19 protein-coding genes and 2 tRNA genes are annotated in these 18,469 nt (G+C 72.3%); 7 read left to right on the plus strand and 14 right to left on the minus strand.

Going from position 1 to position 18,469, the window contains the following annotated elements:
• Positions 1-174: 174 nt before the first annotated feature.
• Positions 175-1,146: a thiamine-phosphate kinase gene (gene thiL / locus VIB11_RS02930; RefSeq protein ID WP_332028199.1), complete on the minus strand. Its 972-nt coding sequence runs from the start codon at positions 1,144-1,146 to the stop codon at positions 175-177.
• 131 nt (positions 1,147-1,277) lie between these two features.
• Here thiL and VIB11_RS02935 point away from each other — a divergent pair, with 131 nt between their 5' ends.
• Together VIB11_RS02935 and VIB11_RS02940 are read left to right on the plus strand one after the other, a co-directional pair.
• Positions 1,278-1,511 (plus strand): Lrp/AsnC ligand binding domain-containing protein, encoded by a 234-nt coding sequence (locus tag VIB11_RS02935; RefSeq protein ID WP_332028230.1) that lies wholly within the window; start codon positions 1,278-1,280, stop codon positions 1,509-1,511.
• Entirely contained in the window at positions 1,508-1,987 is a 480-nt protein-coding gene (locus VIB11_RS02940) for a DUF3515 family protein (protein ID WP_332028200.1), read from the plus strand. Before VIB11_RS02935 ends, VIB11_RS02940 begins: the two co-directional genes overlap by 4 nt.
• 129 nt (positions 1,988-2,116) lie before the next feature.
• On the opposite strand, the gene VIB11_RS02945 is transcribed toward VIB11_RS02940, so the two are convergent.
• The gene (locus VIB11_RS02945; RefSeq protein WP_332028232.1) at positions 2,117-3,265 is read right to left on the minus strand and encodes a D-alanine--D-alanine ligase family protein; all 1,149 of its coding nucleotides are present in this window, start codon (positions 3,263-3,265) and stop codon (positions 2,117-2,119) included.
• Between the two features lie 57 nt (positions 3,266-3,322).
• On the opposite strand from VIB11_RS02945, the gene VIB11_RS02950 reads away from it, so the two are divergent.
• A complete protein-coding gene (locus tag VIB11_RS02950; protein WP_332028202.1) occupies positions 3,323-4,408 on the plus strand; it encodes a trans-sulfuration enzyme family protein in 1,086 nt (361 codons plus the stop codon).
• Positions 4,409-4,460: 52 nt separating this feature from the next.
• Here VIB11_RS02950 and VIB11_RS02955 read toward each other — a convergent pair whose 3' ends face one another.
• Both VIB11_RS02955 and VIB11_RS02960 read right to left on the minus strand, forming a co-directional pair.
• Complete coding sequence (locus VIB11_RS02955; RefSeq protein WP_332028204.1) at positions 4,461-5,459, minus strand: NAD(P)H-dependent glycerol-3-phosphate dehydrogenase; 999 nt, start codon at positions 5,457-5,459, stop codon at positions 4,461-4,463.
• A complete protein-coding gene (locus VIB11_RS02960) occupies positions 5,456-6,166 on the minus strand; it encodes a lysophospholipid acyltransferase family protein (RefSeq protein ID WP_332028205.1) in 711 nt (236 codons plus the stop codon). The genes VIB11_RS02955 and VIB11_RS02960 overlap by 4 nt, the downstream gene beginning before the upstream one ends.
• A gap of 141 nt (positions 6,167-6,307) precedes the next feature.
• Between VIB11_RS02960 and cofC the strand changes: the two genes are divergently transcribed.
• Positions 6,308-7,192 (plus strand): 2-phospho-L-lactate guanylyltransferase, encoded by an 885-nt coding sequence (gene cofC / locus VIB11_RS02965; RefSeq protein ID WP_332028207.1) that lies wholly within the window; start codon positions 6,308-6,310, stop codon positions 7,190-7,192.
• 12 nt (positions 7,193-7,204) lie between these two features.
• On the opposite strand, the gene murA is transcribed toward cofC, so the two are convergent.
• The 4 genes from murA to leuC form a co-directional block, all read right to left on the minus strand.
• Positions 7,205-8,521, minus strand: a complete 1,317-nt coding sequence (murA, locus tag VIB11_RS02970; protein WP_332028208.1) for a UDP-N-acetylglucosamine 1-carboxyvinyltransferase — start codon at positions 8,519-8,521, stop codon at positions 7,205-7,207.
• 80 nt (positions 8,522-8,601) lie between these two features.
• A complete protein-coding gene (locus VIB11_RS02975; protein WP_332028211.1) occupies positions 8,602-9,339 on the minus strand; it encodes an HU family DNA-binding protein in 738 nt (245 codons plus the stop codon).
• A 421-nt stretch (positions 9,340-9,760) separates the two neighbouring features.
• The gene (leuD, locus tag VIB11_RS02980; protein WP_332028212.1) at positions 9,761-10,354 is read right to left on the minus strand and encodes a 3-isopropylmalate dehydratase small subunit; all 594 of its coding nucleotides are present in this window, start codon (positions 10,352-10,354) and stop codon (positions 9,761-9,763) included.
• A gap of 1 nt (position 10,355) precedes the next feature.
• The gene (gene leuC, locus VIB11_RS02985) at positions 10,356-11,774 is read right to left on the minus strand and encodes a 3-isopropylmalate dehydratase large subunit (protein WP_332028214.1); all 1,419 of its coding nucleotides are present in this window, start codon (positions 11,772-11,774) and stop codon (positions 10,356-10,358) included.
• A 120-nt stretch (positions 11,775-11,894) separates the two neighbouring features.
• Here leuC and VIB11_RS02990 point away from each other — a divergent pair, with 120 nt between their 5' ends.
• Positions 11,895-12,635 (plus strand): IclR family transcriptional regulator, encoded by a 741-nt coding sequence (locus VIB11_RS02990; RefSeq protein ID WP_332028216.1) that lies wholly within the window; start codon positions 11,895-11,897, stop codon positions 12,633-12,635.
• A 211-nt stretch (positions 12,636-12,846) separates the two neighbouring features.
• Here the strand turns inward: VIB11_RS02990 and VIB11_RS02995 are convergent.
• The 5 genes from VIB11_RS02995 to VIB11_RS03015 form a co-directional block, all read right to left on the minus strand.
• Positions 12,847-12,919, minus strand: a tRNA-Glu gene (locus tag VIB11_RS02995).
• A gap of 110 nt (positions 12,920-13,029) precedes the next feature.
• A tRNA-Gln gene (locus VIB11_RS03000) sits at positions 13,030-13,101 on the minus strand.
• 177 nt (positions 13,102-13,278) lie between these two features.
• Positions 13,279-13,713 carry a cyclic nucleotide-binding domain-containing protein gene (locus VIB11_RS03005; protein WP_332028218.1) on the minus strand — a complete coding sequence of 145 codons (435 nt, stop codon included), beginning with the start codon at positions 13,711-13,713 and terminating at the stop codon, positions 13,279-13,281.
• 155 nt (positions 13,714-13,868) lie between these two features.
• Positions 13,869-15,398, minus strand: a complete 1,530-nt coding sequence (gene gltX / locus VIB11_RS03010) for a glutamate--tRNA ligase (protein ID WP_332028220.1) — start codon at positions 15,396-15,398, stop codon at positions 13,869-13,871.
• 158 nt (positions 15,399-15,556) lie between these two features.
• The gene (locus VIB11_RS03015; RefSeq protein WP_332028222.1) at positions 15,557-16,327 is read right to left on the minus strand and encodes a fumarylacetoacetate hydrolase family protein; all 771 of its coding nucleotides are present in this window, start codon (positions 16,325-16,327) and stop codon (positions 15,557-15,559) included.
• A gap of 72 nt (positions 16,328-16,399) precedes the next feature.
• Here VIB11_RS03015 and VIB11_RS03020 point away from each other — a divergent pair, with 72 nt between their 5' ends.
• Positions 16,400-17,308 carry a 3-methyladenine DNA glycosylase gene (locus tag VIB11_RS03020; RefSeq protein ID WP_332028224.1) on the plus strand — a complete coding sequence of 303 codons (909 nt, stop codon included), beginning with the start codon at positions 16,400-16,402 and terminating at the stop codon, positions 17,306-17,308.
• Between the two features lie 73 nt (positions 17,309-17,381).
• Here the strand turns inward: VIB11_RS03020 and VIB11_RS03025 are convergent, their stop codons facing one another.
• A complete protein-coding gene (locus VIB11_RS03025; RefSeq protein WP_332028226.1) occupies positions 17,382-17,669 on the minus strand; it encodes a hypothetical protein in 288 nt (95 codons plus the stop codon).
• Positions 17,670-18,023: 354 nt separating this feature from the next.
• Between VIB11_RS03025 and VIB11_RS03030 the strand changes: the two genes are divergently transcribed.
• On the plus strand, positions 18,024-18,410 hold the full coding sequence (locus tag VIB11_RS03030; RefSeq protein ID WP_332028228.1) for a hypothetical protein: 387 nt from the start codon (positions 18,024-18,026) through the stop codon (positions 18,408-18,410).
• Positions 18,411-18,469: the final 59 nt, after the last annotated feature.

Here is an 18,469-nt window from a genome sequence, read left to right on the forward strand (position 1 = left end):
GCGGGCGTGACCCCGAAGCGTCTCAACGTCTGCACCTCGTGCCTCAAGGCCGGCAAGGTCAAGCGCTGACCCAGCCGACCGGCACACCGACTGAAGCCGATCTCCCCTCGGGGAGGTCGGCTTCAGTCATCTCCTGGCCCCACGACCGGCCGACGCAGGCGCCGACCGCACGCCTCAGCCGGCGAAGTGGTCCCAGCCCCGCGGCTGCTGGGGCACGCCGTCGAGCGTGACGCCCGACCCCCCCGCCACCGCGCCGATGGCGCGCCACCCCGTGGGCAGGTCCCCGGCGGGGAAGGTGGCGAGCAGGCTGTGCTCCTCCCCCCCGGCCAGCACGCACTCCCGGGCCGCCTCCTCGCCCACCGCTGCGGCGAGGGGCTCGACGTCGGGGGCGAGGGCCGAGCCGTCGAGGTCGAGGCGCACACCGCTGGAGGCGGCGATCCGGCTGCCGTCGCGCAGCAGCCCGTCGGACACGTCGAGCATCGCCGTCACGCCTGCGAGCGCCGCCTGCGGGCCCGCAGTGAGGGGCGCGACCGGGGCCCGGTGGTGGTCCAGGCACACCCGGTGGATGCCGCCGTGCCGGGCCGCCCGGGTTCCCTCCCGCTGCAGGAGGAGCAGTCCGGCGGCCGAGCGGCCGAGCGTGCCGCAGACGGCCACGGTGTCCCCGGGCCGGGCACCGCTGCGCAGGACCGGCTCCCGACCGCCGAGGTCGCCGAGCGCGGTGATCGACACCAGCAGCACCCCGGGTGGCGCCGACGACAGGTCACCGCCTGCCACGGCCACCCCGGCCTCCGCGGCCCGCTCACCGATGCTGCGTGCGAAGTCTCGCGCCCAGGCCGCCCGCGTCGCCGGGTCGGCGACCAGCGTCACGAGGATCGAGGTGGCGACGCCACCCATGGCCGCCACGTCGGCGAGGTTCTGGGTCACCAGCTTGGCGCCGACATCGGCGGCGCTCGACCAGTCGTCGAGCCAGTCGCGCCCGCGGACCATGGCGTCGGTCGTCGCGACCAGCGCGCCGTTGCAGGCCACGACGGCGGCGTCGTCACCTGGTCCGACGAGCAGGCCGGGCTGGGGTGCGAAGAAGGGGAAGATGGAGTGCAGCAGCCCCTCCTCGGACACCTGCCCGAGGGTCTCATCCCCTGTGATCATGACGTCACCTCCTTGGCGAGACGGGCGGTCCACCGAGACGGTAGCGTCTGGCGTGGCCGGGACCCGTCCCGGCCTGGTTCCCTCGGGGCAGCGAACTGCCCCGGCCAGCCGAACAAGTGAGGTGTCCCGTGGTGGTCCAGGCCTACATCCTGATCCAGACCGAAGTCGGCAAGGCTGCGACAGTGGCCGAGGCCATCGCCGGCATTCCCGGTGTGGTGCTGGCCGAGGACGTCACCGGCCCCTATGACGTCATCGCCCGCGTCGAGGCCGGCACCGTCGACGAGCTCGGCAAGCTCGTCATCGCCAAGATCCAGGACGTCTCGGGCATCACCCGCACCCTGACGTGCACGGTCGTCCACGTGTGACGTCCCCTTCCACGGCGTGCCGCACGGCGCGCGCCCTGGCCACCGGCACCCTCGCTCTGGGGGTCGCCGGTGGCCTGCTTTCCGGGTGCTCCAGCGCAGTGGAGGCGACGGCACCACCCCGGGCCGCCTCCACGGCCTGCGTGGAGGCGGCCACCCGCTGGCCCGACACGGTCTCGGGCCAGGCCCCGGTGGAGACCACCGCCGGCAGCCCGGCCGTGGCCGCGTGGGGCGACCCGCCGGTGGTCGCCCGGTGCGGTCTGGCGGCCCTGCCCCCCACCACGCAGGAGTGCCTCGCCGTCGACGGGGTGGACTGGGTGGTGCGGGAGCTGAGCGACGGCGCGGCCTTCACGACGTTCGGCCGCGACCCGGCGATCGAGGTGCTGGTGCCCGACGCCTACGCGCCGGAGCCGCTGCTGCTCCCGGCGTTCGCGGACGCGGCGCGCGCCCTCCCCGCCAACGGCCGCACCTGCACCTGACCTGCTCTGGCCCTGACCTGACCCTTGCGCTGCAGCAACCTCTGCTAGCAGGGGTTGCAGGCGAGGGGTCAGGTTGCTGCGTGCCGCTGCGGCAGCAGCCTCTGCCCACGTCCCGCGAGGGCTCGAGCGTCAGCGCAGGCCGGTGGGCCGTTCGAGCGCCAGGGTGATCAGCTCGTCGATGAGCTCGGGGTACTCCAGGCCCGACGCGGCCCACATCTGCGGGTACATCGAGTGCGGTGTGAAGCCTGGCATCGTGTTGATCTCGTTGACGATCACGTCGCCCCGGTCGGTGTAGAAGCAGTCGACCCGGGCCAGGCCCTCGCAGCCGAGCGCGTCGAACGCGGCCGCCGCCAGCCGGCGCACCTCGGCCGCGACCTCGTCGGGCACCTTCGCCGGGCAGCTCAGCGTGACCCCCTGCTCCTCGAGGTACTTCGCCTCGAAGTCGTAGAAGTCGTGCCCCCCGTCGCGGTCGACCTCGATCTCGCCCACCTCGGAGGTGCGCGGTGGCGCACCGTCGCGGCCCTGGAGGACGGCGCACTCGATCTCTCGGCCGGAGATGCCCTGCTCCACGATCACCTTGCGGTCGTGCTCGCGGGCCACCTCGATGGCCGCCTCGAGGCCGCCGGGGTCGGTGACCTTGGTGATGCCCATGCTGGAACCGGCCCGCGCCGGCTTCACGAAGAGGGGGTAGGACAGCGCAGCCACGGCGTCGAGGGCCGCGGCGCGGTCCCGCCGCCACTGCGCGTCGGTGACCACGGCATACGGGCCGACGGGGATGCCGGCGCCCGAGAAGACCACCTTCATGTAGTGCTTGTCCATCCCGGCCGCGGAGGCCAGCACCCCTGACCCGACGTAGCGGATGTCGGCGAGCTCGAGGAGGCCCTGAATGGTTCCGTCCTCACCGAACGGGCCGTGCAGCAGGGGGAAGACCACGTCGACCTCGCCGAGGCTGCGCGGCACCTGGCCGGGCTCCTGCACCGTCAGGGAGCGGTCGCTCGTCCCGAGCGGGACGACGACTCCGGCGTCGCTGGAGCTCACCTCCGGGGTGTGCCCCGCCGTCAGCTCGAGCCGTGCCGGGTCGCCGTCGCTGAGCACCCAGTGCCCATCGCGGGCGATGCCGATCGGAATGACGTCGTAGGCCTCGCGGTCGATGGCCCGCATCACGCCGGCAGCGGTCGCGCAGGAGACCGCGTGCTCCGAGGAGCGTCCGCCGAACACGAGGGCGACACGGGTCTTGCGGGGTGCGGGCTGCTCGATACTCATCGCCCGTGACTGTATCGCCCACCCACCGGCGGCCCCGACCCGGCGCGCCCGCCCGCCCCTAGGCTGGGCGACGTGACCGACGCGCACCTCGCCGACGACCTCTCCCCCGCCACTCGCCTCGTCGCGCTCGGCAGGCAGGACAGGCTGCCCGGCGCCGGAGTCAACGCCCCGCTCGAGTTCTCCTCGACCTACATCGCCGACGGCCCGGTCAACTACGCCCGCGCCGGCAACCCCACGTGGTCGGCCTTCGAGGAGGCGCTCGGCTCGCTCGAGGGCGGCGAGGCGCTGGTGTTCGCCTCCGGGATGGGTGCCGTCGCGGCCGCCCTGTCGCTCGTGCCGCACGGGGGGACGGTGGTGGTGCCGGCTCACGCCTACAACGGCACCACGGCGCTGCTCGACCGGCTCGAGGAGCAGGGGGCCGTCAGGGTGCGCCGCCTGGATGCCGGTGACACGGCGACCGTGCCGGACCTCCTGGAGGGTGCGGCGATGCTCTGGGTGGAGTCACCCACCAACCCGATGCTGGAGGTCTTCGACGTGCCCGGCCTGTGCGCCGCGGCGCGCGAGCGCGGTGTGCTCAGCGTCTGCGACAACACGTTCGCGACGCCCCTGGTGCAGCAGCCCCTGACGCTCGGCGCCGACCTCGTCCTGCACTCGGTGACGAAGTACCTCGCCGGCCACTCCGACGTCATCCTCGGCGCGCTCGTGACTCCTGCGACGGACCACGGCCGCGGGCTGCGTGACCGGCTCGCGACGCACCGCCTGCTGCACGGCGCGATCGCCGGGCCGATGGAGACGTGGCTCGCCCTGCGCGGCCTGCGGACCCTCCACCTCCGGGTCGAGCGCGCCACTGCCACGGCGGCCGACCTGGCCTCCCGACTCGAGGGCCACCCCGCGGTCGAGCGGGTCCGCTACCCCGGCTTCGGGGCGATCGTCGCCATCGACGTGGACGGCGGGGCCGAGGCCGCCGAGCGCGTGGCCGCGGCCTGCCGCCTGTGGACACACTCGACGAGCCTCGGGGGCGTGGAGTCGCAGGTGGAGCGACGTCGCCGCCACCCCGCCGAGCCGGCCACGGTGCCGCAGGGCCTGCTGCGCCTCTCCGTCGGCATCGAGGACGTCGAGGATCTCTGGCGCGACCTCGACCGGGCCCTGCGCGCCTGACGCGACCTGACGCGACCTGACGCGACCTGACGCGACCAGGGTCCCCGTACGACTAGTCGACCTCGGCCTTGCGGGCCCGGGCCAGCAGCGACTCGACCACCTGCTGGGGGGTCCGGCCCTCGTGCACGACGGCGGCCACCTGCTCGATGATGGGCACGTCCACGCCGTGGTCCTTCGCGAGCTGCAGCACCGAGTCGCAGGACTTGACGCCCTCGGCCGTCTGTCGCGTCACCGCGACCACCTCGGAGACGCTCATCCCGCGGCCGAGGTTCACACCGAAGGTGCGGTTGCGCGAGAGCGGGGACATGCAGGTGGCGACGAGGTCGCCGAGCCCCGCGAGGCCGGCGAAGGTCGCCGGGTCGCCGCCCAGGGCCACCCCCAGTCGGGTGGTCTCCGCGAGGCCGCGGGTGATGATCGACGCCTTGGAGTTGTCGCCCATGCCCATGCCCTCGGCCATCCCGACGGCAAGGGCCACGACGTTCTTGACGGCGCCGCCGAGCTCGGTCCCGATGACGTCGGGGTTGGTGTAGGGACGGAAGTACGGTGCGGCACAGGCGTCGGCGACCCGCTCGGCCACCGCCTCGTCGACACAGGCGACGACACTGGCCGCCGGCTGCTTCAGGGCGATCTCGCGGGCGAGGTTCGGCCCGGAGATGGCGACGATGCGCCGGGGGTCGACACCGCCGACCTCGGCGATCACCTCGCTCATCCGCTTCGTCGTGCCGAGCTCGACGCCCTTCATCAGCGACACGACCGCGGCGTCCTGCGGCAGCAGCGACGACCACCCCTCGAGGTTGGTCCGCAGGGTCTGGGACGGAACGGCCACTACCACGATGTCGGCGCCCGCGGCGGCCTCCCCGGGGTCGGTCGTGGCAGTGACGCCTTGGGGAAGTCGGATGCCCGGAAGGTAGTCCTCGTTGCTGCCCGCGTTGATCTGCGCCACGACCTCGGGGCGTCGGCCCCACATCCGGACGTGGGTTCCGGCGTCGGCGAGGACCGCGGAGAACGCGGTACCCCAGCTACCGGTGCCGAAGACGGCGGCGGTCGTCATGAGGCATGGCCTTTCTTGTGGAAGTTGCCGGTCTCGGGCAGCCCGTGCTTGCGCGAGTCGAACCGCTCGGCAGGAGCCGGTTCGCCGCGGAGCTCCTCGAGCAGCCCCGTGATCGCGGCCATGATGCGGGCCGTCGCCTCCCGGAGCACGACCGCGTCGAGTGGGCGGTCGTAGAGGTCCGTGAGGTCGACCGGCGGGCCGGCAAGGACATGCATCGTCTTGCGGGGGAGCACGTGTGGGCGCTTGGAGTAGGGGGCGAGGATCTCCTGCGGCCCCCACTGCGCGACCGGGATGACGGGACAGCGGGTCGTCAGCGCGATGCGCGCGGCGCCGGTCTTGCCCACCATCGGCCACAGGGCGGGGTCACGGGTGAGGGTGCCCTCGGGGTAGACGCCCACGCACTTGCCGGCCTCGACGGCCTCGACGGCAGCGCGGAACGCGTCAGCGGCACGGCCGGTGTTGCGGAACACCGGGATCTGCTGGGCGCCCCGGAGGATCGCGCCCACGACCGGCACGCGGAACACCGCCTCCTTGCCGAGGAAGAACGGGGGGTGGCCGCTGTCGAAGAGGAAGTGGGCGAAGGCCAGCGGGTCGACGTGCGAGACGTGGTTGGGGGCGACGACGAAGCCCCCACTGGCGGGAAAGTGCTCCCACCCGCGCCAGTCCCGCTTGGTCAGCAGCAGCATGACGGGACGCACGATGGCCACCGCGAGTCGATACGCGAAGGGCAACGGGTGTCTGCCGCTCGGGGTCACCACTACTCCAGTCCTGACGGGGTCGGGACTGCATCCTCTCGGGTGCGGGGGTCGCTGTCGAGCAGGGCCCCCTCGCTTGGGACGATCGTGTCGATGACCCCCGTCGATCCCGCTGCCTGGCAGCTCGTGGTGCCGGTCAAGGGCGGTGCCGGCGCCAAGTCGCGGCTCCACCCACCCACCGGCATCTCGCGCGCCGACCTCGCTTTCGCGATCGCCAGCGACTGCCTGGCGGCAGCCTGTTCGGGTATGCCGCGTGGGCGGGTCTGCGTCGTCACCTCCGACGCCGCGGTGGCGCGCGTGGCCGAGGGGCTCGGTGCGCTGGTCGTCCCCGATCCCGGTCAGGGCCTCAACGCCGCGGTGTCGGCAGGGCTGGCGGCGGCCTCGCGAGGCGGCTCGACGCAGGACGCGCGGTCGGAGGGCCACGACCTCGCCGTCCTGCTCGGGGACGTCCCCGCCCTGCGTGCAGGCGACCTCGCCGACGCGCTGGCGGCGGCGGCGGCCCACGAGCGGGCCGTGGTTCCGGACGCCGACGGCACCGGCACCGTCCTGCTCACGTCGCGCACCGGCCACCTCGATCCCGCCTTCGGCGCGGGGTCGGCGGCGCGGCACGAACGGGCCGGGCACCGCCGCCTCGAGCTCGACCTCCCCCACCTGCGGACCGACGTCGACGACGACCGCAGCCTCGCCGCGGCCACCGCCCTCGGCCTCGGCCCCGCGACCACCGCCTGCCTCGCGGCCGCGGGCGCTACGCTTCCGGACGTGCAGGCCAGCGTCCACACGTTCGACGAGAGCACCGGTGCGGGCTCCGCCCTGCTCGACGACGGGCAGCAGGTCGCCTTCCCCGCCGACGTCTTCGCGCGCAGCGCCCTGCGCCACCTGCGCACCGGCCAGCGGATCAGCATCGACCTCGCTGCGGACGGAAGAACCGTCGAGCGGCTCTGGATCGTCGGCATCGGCGACGACCAGCGGATCGGCTGAGGGCAGCGGGTCCTAACCCACGTCGTAGGTTGCGCCGAGGGCGTCGAGCTTGTCGGAGAACCGCTCGTAGCCGCGGTAGATGAGGTCGATGCCGTGGACCTTGGAGGTGCCCTCGGCGGCGAGCGCGGCGATGAGGTAGCTGAACCCGCCACGCAGGTCCGGGACCGTGATCTCCGCTCCCCTCAGGGGCGTCGGCCCCGAGACCACCGCGGAGTGGCGGAAGTTCGCCCGGCCGAAGCGGCAGGGCGAGCCGCCCAGGCACTCGCGGTAGAGCTGGATGACCGCGCCCATCTCACCCAGGGCCTCGGTGAAACCGAGGCGGTTCTCGTAGACCCTCTCGTGCACGATCGACAGGCCGCTCGTCTGGGTGAGCGCCACGACGAGGGGCTGCTGCCAGTCGGTCATGAAGCCGGGGTGCACGTCGGTCTCGAGCACGAGCGAGCGCAGCTGGCCACCGGGGTGCCAGAAGCGGATGCCCTCGTCGTCGATGGTGAACGCGCCGCCGACCTTCCGGAAGACGTTCAGGAACGGCATCATCGGCTGCTGCTGCGCCCCGCGGACGTAGACGTCCCCCCGCGTCGCCAGCGCGGCGCACGCCCAGGAGCCGGCCTCGATCCGGTCCGGGATCGCCGTGTGCTCGTAGCCGCCGAGACGGTCCACGCCCTCGATCTTGATGACGCGGTCCGTCTCGACGCTGATGATGGCGCCCATCTTCTGCAGGACGCAGATGAGGTCGATGATCTCCGGCTCGACCGCCGCATTGCTGAGCTCTGTCACCCCCTGGGCGCGCACGGCGGTGAGCAGCACCTGCTCGGTGGCACCGACGCTCGGGAACGGCAACCGGACCTTGGCGCCGTGCAGGCCGTGGGGCGCGGTCAGCCGCAGCCCTTCCGGCCGCTTCTGCACATCGGCGCCGAACTGGCGCAGGACGTCGAGGTGGTAGTTGATGGGCCGTTCGCCGATGCGGCAGCCGCCCAGGTCCGGGATGAACGCCTCGCCGAGGCGGTGCAGCAGAGGGCCGCACAGCAGCACCGGAACCCGGGAGGACCCCGCGTGCGCGTCGATGTCGGCGACATGGGCCTGCTCGACGTTCGTGGGGTCGAGGAGCAGCTCGCCGTCGTTGTCTGTGGAGTCGATCTTCACGCCGTGGAGCTCGAGCAGGCCCGAGACGACCTTCACGTCGGAGATCTCCGGCACGTTGCGCAGCACGCACGGACCCTCGGCGAGCAGGGCGGCGACCATGGCCTTGGAGACCAGGTTCTTGGCACCACGGACTTCGAGGTCGCCCACGAGCGGGGATCCACCGGTGACGGTGAGGATGTCAGCCATGCGCACAGCATGGCGCAACAGCAGCAGGGGCCGGCACCCTGGTGGGTGCCGGCCCCTGTCGGGCTCGCTCGAGTGACTCGCTAGGCCTTCTTCGCCGCGCGCTTGGCCGTGGCCTTCTTGGCCGGAGCCGCCTTCTTGGCCGGAGCGGTCTTCGTCGCCGCAACCGTCTTCTTCGCGGGGGCGGCCTTCTTGGCGGGTGCGCTCTTCTTGACTGCCGCGGTCTTGGCCGGCGCCGTCTTCTTCGCGGGTGCGGTCTTCCTGGCTGCCGTCTTGGCGGGCGCCGCCTTCGTCGTGGTAGCCGTCTTCCTCGCAGCCGTCTTGGCCGGAGCGGCCTTCTTCGCGGGAGCGGCCTTCTTCGCGGGAGCGGCCTTCTTCGCAGCCGTCTTGGCCGTCGCCGCCTTCGTCGCCGGGGCGGCCTTCTTGGCGGGGGCGGCCTTCTTGGCGGGGGCCGCCTTCTTCGCGGCGCTGGTGGCGCTCGCGGCGACCTTGGTGGCGGTGCCCGCTGCCGCCCGGGCACCGGCAGCGGCAGCCTTCGGGAGCTTCTTGGGGTTGGCCACGACCTCCTTGAAGCCGGAGCCGGCGCGGAACTTGGGGACGTTGGTCTTCTTGATGCGCACCGTCGCCCCCGTGCGCGGGTTGCGGCCGGTGCGGGCCGCGCGAGCCGCCTTCTCGAAGGTGCCGAACCCGGTGATGGCGACCTTCTCGCCCTTCGCAACCTGGCGGATGATCACGTCGATGACCGCCGACAGGGCGTCGTTGGCCGCCTTCCGGCTGCCGAGTTGGGTCTCCAGCTCCTTGACCAGATCTGCCTTGTTCACGTTGTCCCCTCCACAGGGTCCGGCGCCGGGCCCCGTGGCCCGGCGAAGGTGGTGAGCGGTCGAGCTGGCGCCCGACGTTGGGAACGACGTTATGGGTCAACGCGTGCCGCGTCCACCATGCGAGGCCCCCGATTCGTTGTCTCGCAACGGCATTCGGACCCAAATCACGCCCGGGAAGAGGGTCGGGCAGCGGGCCCCCAACACCAGTCTCCCCACACCCCGCCACCCGGGCATGGCTGCCTGACATCACTCAAAACCTTTGTGGCACAACACCATCGGGCTCACTCTCACCCCGGCGACGATCCTCACAGGATCGGCGGAGCGGGCCCGACCGGGGTCGAGGGCGAGCCGAGGGAGCTCTCGGGGCGCCTCAGCGAAAATTTGTGCCGGACACGCCGCGAAAAGCGCGGCGGCCGGCGGGTCAGGCGACCGTGGTCGTGGGCTTGTGAGAGGGCCGGCGGCCCTCGAAAGCCGTGATGGCCGGCTCGTGGCGGAGGGTGAGCCCGATGTCGTCGAGCCCTTCCATCAGGCGCCAGCGCGTGTAGTCGTCGACGGTGAACGGCGCGACGATGTCACCGGCGGTGACGGTCCTCGACACGAGGTCGACCGTCACCGACGCGCCCGGCTCGTTCTCGAGGTACTTCCACAGCAGCTCGACGTCGTCCTGGGCCACCTGGGCGGTGAGCAGGCCCTGCTTCCCGCTGTTGCCGCGGAAGATGTCGGCGAAGCGGCTCGAGATCACGACGCGGAAGCCGTAGTTCATCAACGCCCAGACGGCGTGCTCGCGCGAGCTGCCGGTGCCGAAGTCCGGGCCGGCCACCAACACCGACCCGGCGGCATACGAGGGGTGGTTGAGGACGAACGACTCGTCCTTGCGCCAGGCCGCGAAGAGGCCGTCCTCGAAGCCGTCGCGCGTCACGCGCTTGAGGTAGACGGCGGGGATGATCTGGTCGGTGTCGACGTTGCTGCGCCGCAGCGGGACGCCGATGCCGGTGTGGGTGGTGAACGCGTCCATCTCAGTGGCCTCCCTCGGCGTGGGCGTCGACCAGGTCGGCCGGGCTGGAGAGCGTGCCGCGCAGGGCGGTCGCGGCAGCGACGAGCGGGCTGACGAGGTGGGTCCGCCCACCCTTGCCCTGGCGCCCCTCGAAGTTGCGGTTGGACGTCGAGGCGCTGCGCTCCCCCGGCGCGAGCTGGTCCGGGTTCATCCCCAGGCACATCGAGCACCCGGCGAGACGCCACTCGGCCCCGGCGTCGGTGAACACCCTGTCCAGGCCCTCCTGCTCAGCCTGCAGCCGCACGCGGGCCGACCCGGGGACGACCAGCATGCGCACGCCCTCGGCGACGTGGTGGCCCTCGATGACGGCAGCGGCGGCGCGCAGGTCCTCGATGCGGCCGTTGGTGCACGACCCGACGAAGACCGTGTCGACGCGGATGTCGCGCAGGGGCGTGCCGGCCTCGAGACCCATGTACTCCAGGGCGCGACGGGCGGCGGCCTTCTCGTTCTCGTCGGCCATCGCCTCGGGGTCGGGCACGGACTCCGACAGCGGCGCACCCTGGCCGGGGTTGGTGCCCCAGGTGACGAAGGGCGTCAGGGTGTCGGCGTCGAGCTCGACGACCGCGTCGAACACCGCGTCGTCCTCGGTGCGCAGCGTGCGCCACTCCTCGACCGCGGTGTCCCAGTCGGCGCCGGTGGGTGCGTGCTCGCGGTCCTTCAGGTAGGCGAAGGTGGTCTCGTCCGGGGCGATCATGCCGGCGCGGGCACCGGCCTCGATCGACATGTTGCAGATGGTCATCCGGGCCTCCATCGACAGCGCCCGGATGGCGCTCCCCCGGTACTCCAGGACGTAGCCCTGGCCACCGCCGGTGCCGATCTTCGCGATGACGGCCAGAACGATGTCCTTGGCGGTGACGCCGGGCTGCAGCTCCCCCTCGACGTTGACGGCCATCGTCCTGAAGGGCGTGAGTGGCAGGGTCTGGGTCGCGAGGACGTGCTCGACCTCGGAGGTGCCGATGCCGAAGGCGAGGGCGCCGAAGGCCCCGTGCGTCGAGGTGTGGCTGTCACCGCAGACGATCGTCATGCCGGGCTGGGTCAGGCCGCGCTGCGGACCGACCACGTGGACGATCCCCTGCTCCGCGTCGCCCATCGGGAAGAGGCGGACGCCGAACTCCTCGCAGTTGCGCCGCAGGGTCTCGACCTGGGTCCTGCTGGTGAGGTCGGTGATCGGCCCGGGCGTCGTGGGGACGTTGTGGTCCTCGGTCGCCAGGGTGAGGTCCGGCCTGCGGACCGGGCGCCCGGCGAGCCGCAGCCCGTCGAAGGCCTGCGGACTCGTCACCTCGTGGAGGAGGTGGAGGTCGATGTAGAGCAGGTCTGGCTCACCCTCGCTGCGTCGTACGACGTGGGCATCCCACACCTTCTCCGCCAGCGTTCCTGACACCTCGTTGCTCCTTCGCAGTCGACCCGGGCACGGCGCTCCTGCACGCCGTACTGCGAGGTTCGCACCGCCGTCCCCGCGCGTGAACTTGCGTCTCAGGCAATGAGACGTCAATATCAAGACATGGACATCACCAGTGGGGTCGGCGTTCTCGACAAGGCCGCCATCGTTCTCGGTGCCCTCGAGGCCGGGCCGTCAACCCTCGCGCAGCTCGTCACCGCGACCGGACTCGCCCGCCCGACCGCCCACCGCCTGGCCGTCGCGCTCGAGCACCACCGTCTGGTCACCCGTGACATGCAGGGCCGCTTCGTCCTCGGGCCGCGCCTGGCCGAGCTCGCCGCCGCCGCGGGCGAGGACCGCCTGCTCGCTGCCGCCGGCCCGGTGCTGGGGGCCCTGCGCGACCACACGAACGAGAGCGCCCAGCTCTTCCGGCGCCAGGGCGACCACCGCATCTGCGTGTCGGCGGCCGAGCGGCCGGTCGGCCTGCGTGACTCGATCCCGGTGGGGGCCACCCTGTCGATGCTCGCCGGCTCGGCGGCCCAGGTGCTGCTCGCCTGGGAGGAGCCCGACAGGCTGCACCGCGGGCTGCACGGTGCCAAGTTCACGGCGACCACGCTCTCCGGGGTGCGCCGCCGCGGTTGGGCCCAGAGCGTGGGTGAGCGCGAGGCCGGCGTCGCCTCGGTGTCCGCACCCGTCCGGGGCCCGTCGGGGCGCGTCGTGGCCGCCGTCTCCATCTCCGGCCCCATCGAGCGCCTCTCCCGCCAGCCCGGCCGCCTGCACGCCGCCACAGTCGTGGCCGGAGCCAACAAGCTCACCGAGGTGCTCGCCCGCCACCACGCCGCCCAGCAGCAGCAGAACGCCTGACCTCGTCCGTTCCGAGCGGGGCGCGGTGGTGGCGGCCCTCGACCACCCACCCGCCGCCCAGCACGAGCTGCTCGGGCTGGCGCAGTACGCCCTGCCGGCGCCGCACCGCGACCACCAGGTCACACGCGCGCGACCTGAGCGACACCGAGCCGCGGCGCCCCACCCGGACATGCGAAGAGCCCCCGTCCGGTGGACGGGGGCTCTGCTCGCGTAGCCCCGACGGGATTCGAACCCGCGCTACCGCCTTGAGAGGGCGGCGTGCTAGGCCGCTACACAACGGGGCCCTAGCTGTTCTGCCTGGCGCTTCTCAGCGGCCCAGGCAGCGGAGAGAACCTTACCTGCAAGAGGGCTTTTCTCCGAATCGGCCTCCGGTCTTGCGACCGGGAGACACGCGCTGGGGTACCAGGACTCGAACCTAGACTAACTGAACCAGAATCAGTCGTGCTGCCAATTACACCATACCCCAAGGGGGTATCACTGCCGTTGGCCCGGAAGGCCGTGGGCGGTGAACCGAGAGGCGATACTACCGGGCGGTTCGACGCTCGCCCAAATCGGCTCTCCTGCCGCCGAGGCGGGCGTCACCCACCCACCCCTCCACCGGCCCCGGGTCGCTCGGTTCCCGTCGGCCCTCGGGAGCGGGACGTCAGCAGGTCGCGCTCGCAGCGACGTCGAGTGAGCGGATGCGCGCGCACAGCGCCTTGAGCAGCGACCGCCGCAGCGCCTCGTGTCGGTCGACCAGCGGCCAGAAGCTGAGTGGGGACACGGCGAACGTCTCGAGCCCGGTCTCCCCCGCGATGATCGTCGCGGAGCGCCCGGCTCCGTCGACGACCGAGATCTCGCCGAAGTAGTCCCCTGGCCCGAGCTCCCCGCCACGGCGCGTGCCGTTCACCTCCACCACGGCGCTGCCCTTGAGCACCACCCGCAGGCCCGCGTCGTCGCTGCCCTGGGTCACCACGGCGCGACCGCCAGGCGTGTGGATCGTGGCGCCGGCCTCGACCAGGTCGGAGAGCACGGACTCGGGCACCCCGGCGAACAGGTCGATCCCCTTGAGCATCTCCGGCAGCGACGGGTGAGACATGGCGGCAGCCCTTCCCGCAAAGGTCCAGTCGAGGTCCAGTCCAGTCTCCGGCGCGGCGGATCACCCGGGGATCGGCCAAAGGGAGTAGGGCCGCGCCAGCGTGCTCCGCCGGCGCGGCCCTGCTCCTTCTGTGGGCTTCCTCAGGCCCCGCGCGGTCAGCCCTGCGAGAGCTCGTCGTGGAGGCGGTGCAGGCGCGCCAGCGTCGAGGTCTTGCCGAGGATCTCCATGGACTCGAACAGCGGGGGCGAGATGCGCTGGCCGGAGACGGCGGTGCGCAGCGGGCCGAACGCGAACTTGGGCTTGATGCCGAGCCCGTCGACGATCGCCTCGCGCAGGGCAGCCTCGATGACCGGGGCGCTCCAGCCGCTCTCGGAGCCCAGCACGCCGGTGCCGTGGTCGTCGATGTCTCCGAGCACCCGGGTCGCCGTCGCCAGCACCTCGCCGGCGTTCTCCTTCAGCTGGGCCCGGGCGTCGTCGGCGATCTCGAGCTCGTCGTCCGCCAGGTAGAACGGCCGGACCAGCGCGGCGGCCTCCGTGAGCAGGGCCATCCGGGTCTGGATCAGCTCGGTCACGGCCCTGAGGCGGGCCAGCTCCCCGAGGCTGGGGCTCTCGGGGAGGATCTCCTCGCGCTCGAGGTACGGCAGCAGGCGCGTGGCGAGCTCGCCGACCTCGAGCTCGCGGATGTAGACGCCGTTGAGCCACTCGAGCTTCTTGAGGTCGAAGATCGGCCCGACCGGGTTGACCTTGCCCCAGTCGAAGTCCTTGGCGAACTCCTCGAAGCTGAAGACCTCCACGTCGTTGCCCTCGGCGTCCTGCTTCGGCGGGTAGGCCAGCAGCGCGAGGAAGTTGACCAGCGCCTCGGGCAGGTAGCCCTGCTCCTGGAACCACGTCAGCCGGGCGGCCGGGTTCTTGCGCTTGGAGATCTTGGACTTGTCGGTGTTGCGCAGCAGCGGCATGTGAGCGAAACGCGGCGCCTCGAGGCCCAGCCAGCGGTACAGCAGGACGTGCTTCGGGGTGCTGGAGATCCACTCCTCGCCGCGCACGACGTGGGTGATGCCCATCTCGTGGTCGTCGACGACGACGGCGAGGTGGTAGGTCGGGAACCCGTCGGCCTTGAGGATGACCTGGTCGTCGGGCCTCGGCGCCGAGACCCGGCCCCGGATGAGGTCGTCGAACTGGAGCTCGACGTCCTCGGGGATGAGCATGCGCACGACGGGCGTCTCGGTGAACCCGGGGAGGACCTCGCGCTCCTCGCGGGTCTTGCCGTGGCACAGCCGGTCGTATCCGGTCGGGAGCTTCAGCTTCTGCTGCTTGTCGCGCATCTCCGCCAGCCGGTCCTGCGAGCACCAGCAGTGGTAGGCCCTGCCCTCGTCGAGAAGGCGCTCGACGTACGGGCGGTACGTCTTCAGCCGCTCGGACTGCCGGTAGGGCGCGTAGGGCCCGCCGACGTCCGGCCCCTCGTCCCAGCTGAGCCCCAGCCAGTGCAGCGTGTCGAAGACCTGCTGCTCGCTGTCCGCACGGAAGCGCGCACGGTCGGTGTCCTCGATGCGCAGGACGAAGCTGCCGCCCTGCTGACGCGCGAAGGCCAGGTTGAACAGGGACATGTAGGCCGTGCCCACGTGGGGGTCGCCCGTGGGTGACGGGGCGACGCGGAGACGGGGGGCCGAGGTGGGGGATGCGCTCATGGTGGTGCCGATTCTATGAGCGCGGCGCCAGGTGCCGTGTGCCGGGAAGCCGGCCGTGCGGCACACCGCGGCCCCCAGCGGCGCCCCAGCGGCGCCCCAGCGGCGCCCCAGCGGCGCCCAGCGGTGGTCGCAGGTGCGGGTGGACCCGGCCGGCGGGGTCAGTGACGGACGAAGGGGTTGGCCAGGATGCCGATCCCCTCGACCTCCACCTCGACCCGCTGCCCCGCCTCGACCGGGCCGACCCCCGCGGGCGTGCCGGTCAGGATCACGTCGCCCGGCAGCAGCGTGAACGCCTTGGAGGCGTGCGAGACGAGCGTGGCCACGCCGTGCACCATGTCGGCGGTCGTGCCGTCCTGGACCACGTCGCCGTCACGCCGGGTGGTGATGGCCAGGGCGGCTGGGTCGAGGTCGGTCTCGATCCAGGGGCCGAGCGGGCAGAAGGTGTCGAAGCCCTTGGCGCGGGCCCACTGACCGTCCGAGCGCTGCAGGTCGCGGGCGGTGACGTCGTTGGCGCAGGTGTAGCCGAAGACGACCTTGGACGCCTCCCCCGGCTCGAGGTCCTTGCAGAGCCGACCGATGACGACGGCCAGCTCGCCCTCGTAGTGCACCTCCGAGGTCTGCGGGGGCAGCACGACCGGCTCGCCGGGGCCGACCACGGCGGTGTTCGGGATGAGGAACATCATCGGCTCTGCCGGCGCCTCGCCGCCCATCTCGGCAGCGTGGTCGGCGTAGTTCCTGCCGATGCCGATCACCTTGCTGCGCGGGATGACGGGGGCGAGGAGGCGCACGTCGGCCACGAGGTGGGTCGCGCCCGTCAGCTCGATCTTCTGGTACAGCGGGTCGCCCGTGATCTCGGCGATCTTCTCGCCCGCTCCGTCGACCAGGCCGTAGGCCGGGTCCTCGCCCGTGGTGAACCTCGCGATGCGCACGGCCCGAGCCTAGCCACCGACCCCTCCGGCCGCCCATCTCGGTGGTGCGGCCACGGCATACCCTTGGTGGCCGTGGAGGACAGGGTGCTCGCGGGTGGCGAGTGGGAGTCGGCTGAGGCGGCCCACCAGGCCCGCGTCGACGCCGCCACCACCGGTCACCTCCGACGCCGCGAGGGAGGCCGGAGGCACCCGGTCGAGGACTTCCTGTTCACCTACTACTCGCACCGGCCCGCTCAGCTGCGGCGCTGGCACCCGGGGCCGGGCGTCGTCCTCGAGGGCGCGGCCGGCCTGCCCCGGGCGTCGTGGCGCTTCTACCGCGCCGAGGGTGACGGTGTCGTGCTCGACACCGACGCGTTCCTCGGGTCACGCGGCGAGACGGTCGACTTCGTCTCGCGGCTGGTCCGCGCCACGGCCGCCCGGCAGGCACAGTTCGGCTGCTTCGGCCTGCACGAGTGGGCCATGGTCTACCGGCTGGGCGAGGAGGAGGTCCGGCACGCCGGGTGGCCGCTGCGGCTCGGCGCTGCGGGCACCGACGCGGTCGTCGAGTCGCACCAGATCCGCTGCTCGCACTACGACGCGTTCCGCTTCTACACCCCGCCCGCGCGCTCCCTGAACCTGCTCCAGCCCACCCGCGAGGCACAGGCTGCGCTGGAGCAGCCGGGCTGTCTGCACGCCGCGATGGACTGCTACAAGTGGGCCTACAAGCTCTCCCCCGCGGTGCCGAGCGACCTCGTCATGGACTGCTTCGACCTCGCCCGGGAGATCCGCGAGCTCGACATGCGGGCCTCGCCCTACGACCTCACCGAGCTGGGCTACGAACCGGTGCGCATCGAGACACCCGAGGGCAAGGCGCAGTATGCCGCCGCTCAGCGCGGCTTCGCGGCGCGCGGCCAGGCCCTGCGCCAGCGGCTGCTGGCGGCCATCGACGCGCTGCGCCCGGCCGCCGACGCCGAGGTCAGCGCACCGGCACGCCGGCCCTGACCAGCGGCGCCGTGAAGGGCGCGCATCGGGTGGCAGGCATGGCCAACGCATCCTGGGCCTCCGACGGTTCGGTTCAGGCCGTCGAGCCCTCCCGTCTGCGCCAGATTCCCGCAGCGACCTCCACGGCCACAGCCATCGCCAGCACGATGACCGGCGAGAGCATCGTGAGCGTGAGCCACACCTCCATCGGCTCGCACCCTTCGATGGAGGCGAGGAACGGGGGCGGCCCAGCCTCGGCGGCACCGAGCAGCGAGGGGCAACCATCGCCGGGCGGGACGCACGCCATGGCCAGCGGGGCCAGGCACGCCAGACCGGGCCAGGCCAGCACCCGCCAGTCCCACAGCGCCCGCAGCGTTTCCATGGACCGGACGGTATGCCCGGTGAGGGCCAGGGGACTCCCCCAGCTGACGGAGGCACAGTCCCTCGTGCTGGCCCTGCCCCACGCGAGCACGGAGGGCAGGGCGCAGTGTGCCGCCGCCCACCGCGGCTGCGCAGAAGCGAGGCGAGCTCCAGCGCGCGACAGCCGGCGACGCGGGGTCCCTCACCTCGGCGGGGGGGGTCGGCCCGGTGGGCAACCGTTGACGCCGTCACCGCTGTCCTTGTCAATGCTTTACCAATTCGAGGCCTGCCCATGAACCTCGGCCTGAGAACCTCGGCGCTGCCCCTGGAACCCGGGGGCGGCACGTCCAGTCACTCGACAGGTTGGGGGAACCTCATGAACACAGCTCACCGCGTCGTCGTCGCAACCGCCATGACGGCCGCCGCACTACTCGCTGCCAGCACGACCGCCCACGCCGCCAACTACTGGCTCGACAGCACGGACTTCGTCGCTGTCGGGTGGTACGAGACCCCCAGCGACGAGTTCGGCGTCCGGGACACCACCCAGTCGGACGGAAAGCACGCCTACGCAGAGCTCCACGGTGTGCCCGCTGGTGGCTCGCTGTACCAGACCTGGACCGTCTACTCCGGTTCCTACGGCACAAACGTCACCAAGACGGTCCACCTCAAGGCGGGCAAGGCCGCAACGCTCAAGGTGTGCACGAAGACGTCGAGGGACGCGTCGGCGACGAACTGCGCCTACAAGACGTTCACGCCCAGCTGATCGGTTGGGGCACTGCGCACGAGCTCGCGCGCAGTGCCCCAACCGCCCGACCCTCCGCT

The organism is Pedococcus sp. (assembly GCF_036554925.1).
GTDB lineage: Bacteria > Actinomycetota > Actinomycetes > Actinomycetales > Dermatophilaceae > Pedococcus_A.

Bases quoted from the DNA above. Each gene is read 5' to 3' on its own strand.
- thiL (WP_332028199.1), bottom strand. From the start codon at position 1,146: ATGATCACAGGGGATGAGACCCTCGGGCAGGTGTCCGAGGAGGGGCTG.
- VIB11_RS02955 (WP_332028204.1), bottom strand. From the start codon at position 5,459: ATGACGACCGCCGCCGTCTTCGGCACCGGTAGCTGGGGTACCGCGTTC.
- cofC (WP_332028207.1), top strand. From the start codon at position 6,308: ATGACCCCCGTCGATCCCGCTGCCTGGCAGCTCGTGGTGCCGGTCAAG.
- murA (WP_332028208.1), bottom strand. From the start codon at position 8,521: ATGGCTGACATCCTCACCGTCACCGGTGGATCCCCGCTCGTGGGCGAC.
- leuD (WP_332028212.1), bottom strand. From the start codon at position 10,354: ATGGACGCGTTCACCACCCACACCGGCATCGGCGTCCCGCTGCGGCGC.
- VIB11_RS02990 (WP_332028216.1), top strand. From the start codon at position 11,895: ATGGACATCACCAGTGGGGTCGGCGTTCTCGACAAGGCCGCCATCGTT.
- VIB11_RS03005 (WP_332028218.1), bottom strand. From the start codon at position 13,713: ATGTCTCACCCGTCGCTGCCGGAGATGCTCAAGGGGATCGACCTGTTC.
- gltX (WP_332028220.1), bottom strand. From the start codon at position 15,398: ATGAGCGCATCCCCCACCTCGGCCCCCCGTCTCCGCGTCGCCCCGTCA.
- VIB11_RS03025 (WP_332028226.1), bottom strand. From the start codon at position 17,669: ATGGAAACGCTGCGGGCGCTGTGGGACTGGCGGGTGCTGGCCTGGCCC.
- VIB11_RS03030 (WP_332028228.1), top strand. From the start codon at position 18,024: ATGAACACAGCTCACCGCGTCGTCGTCGCAACCGCCATGACGGCCGCC.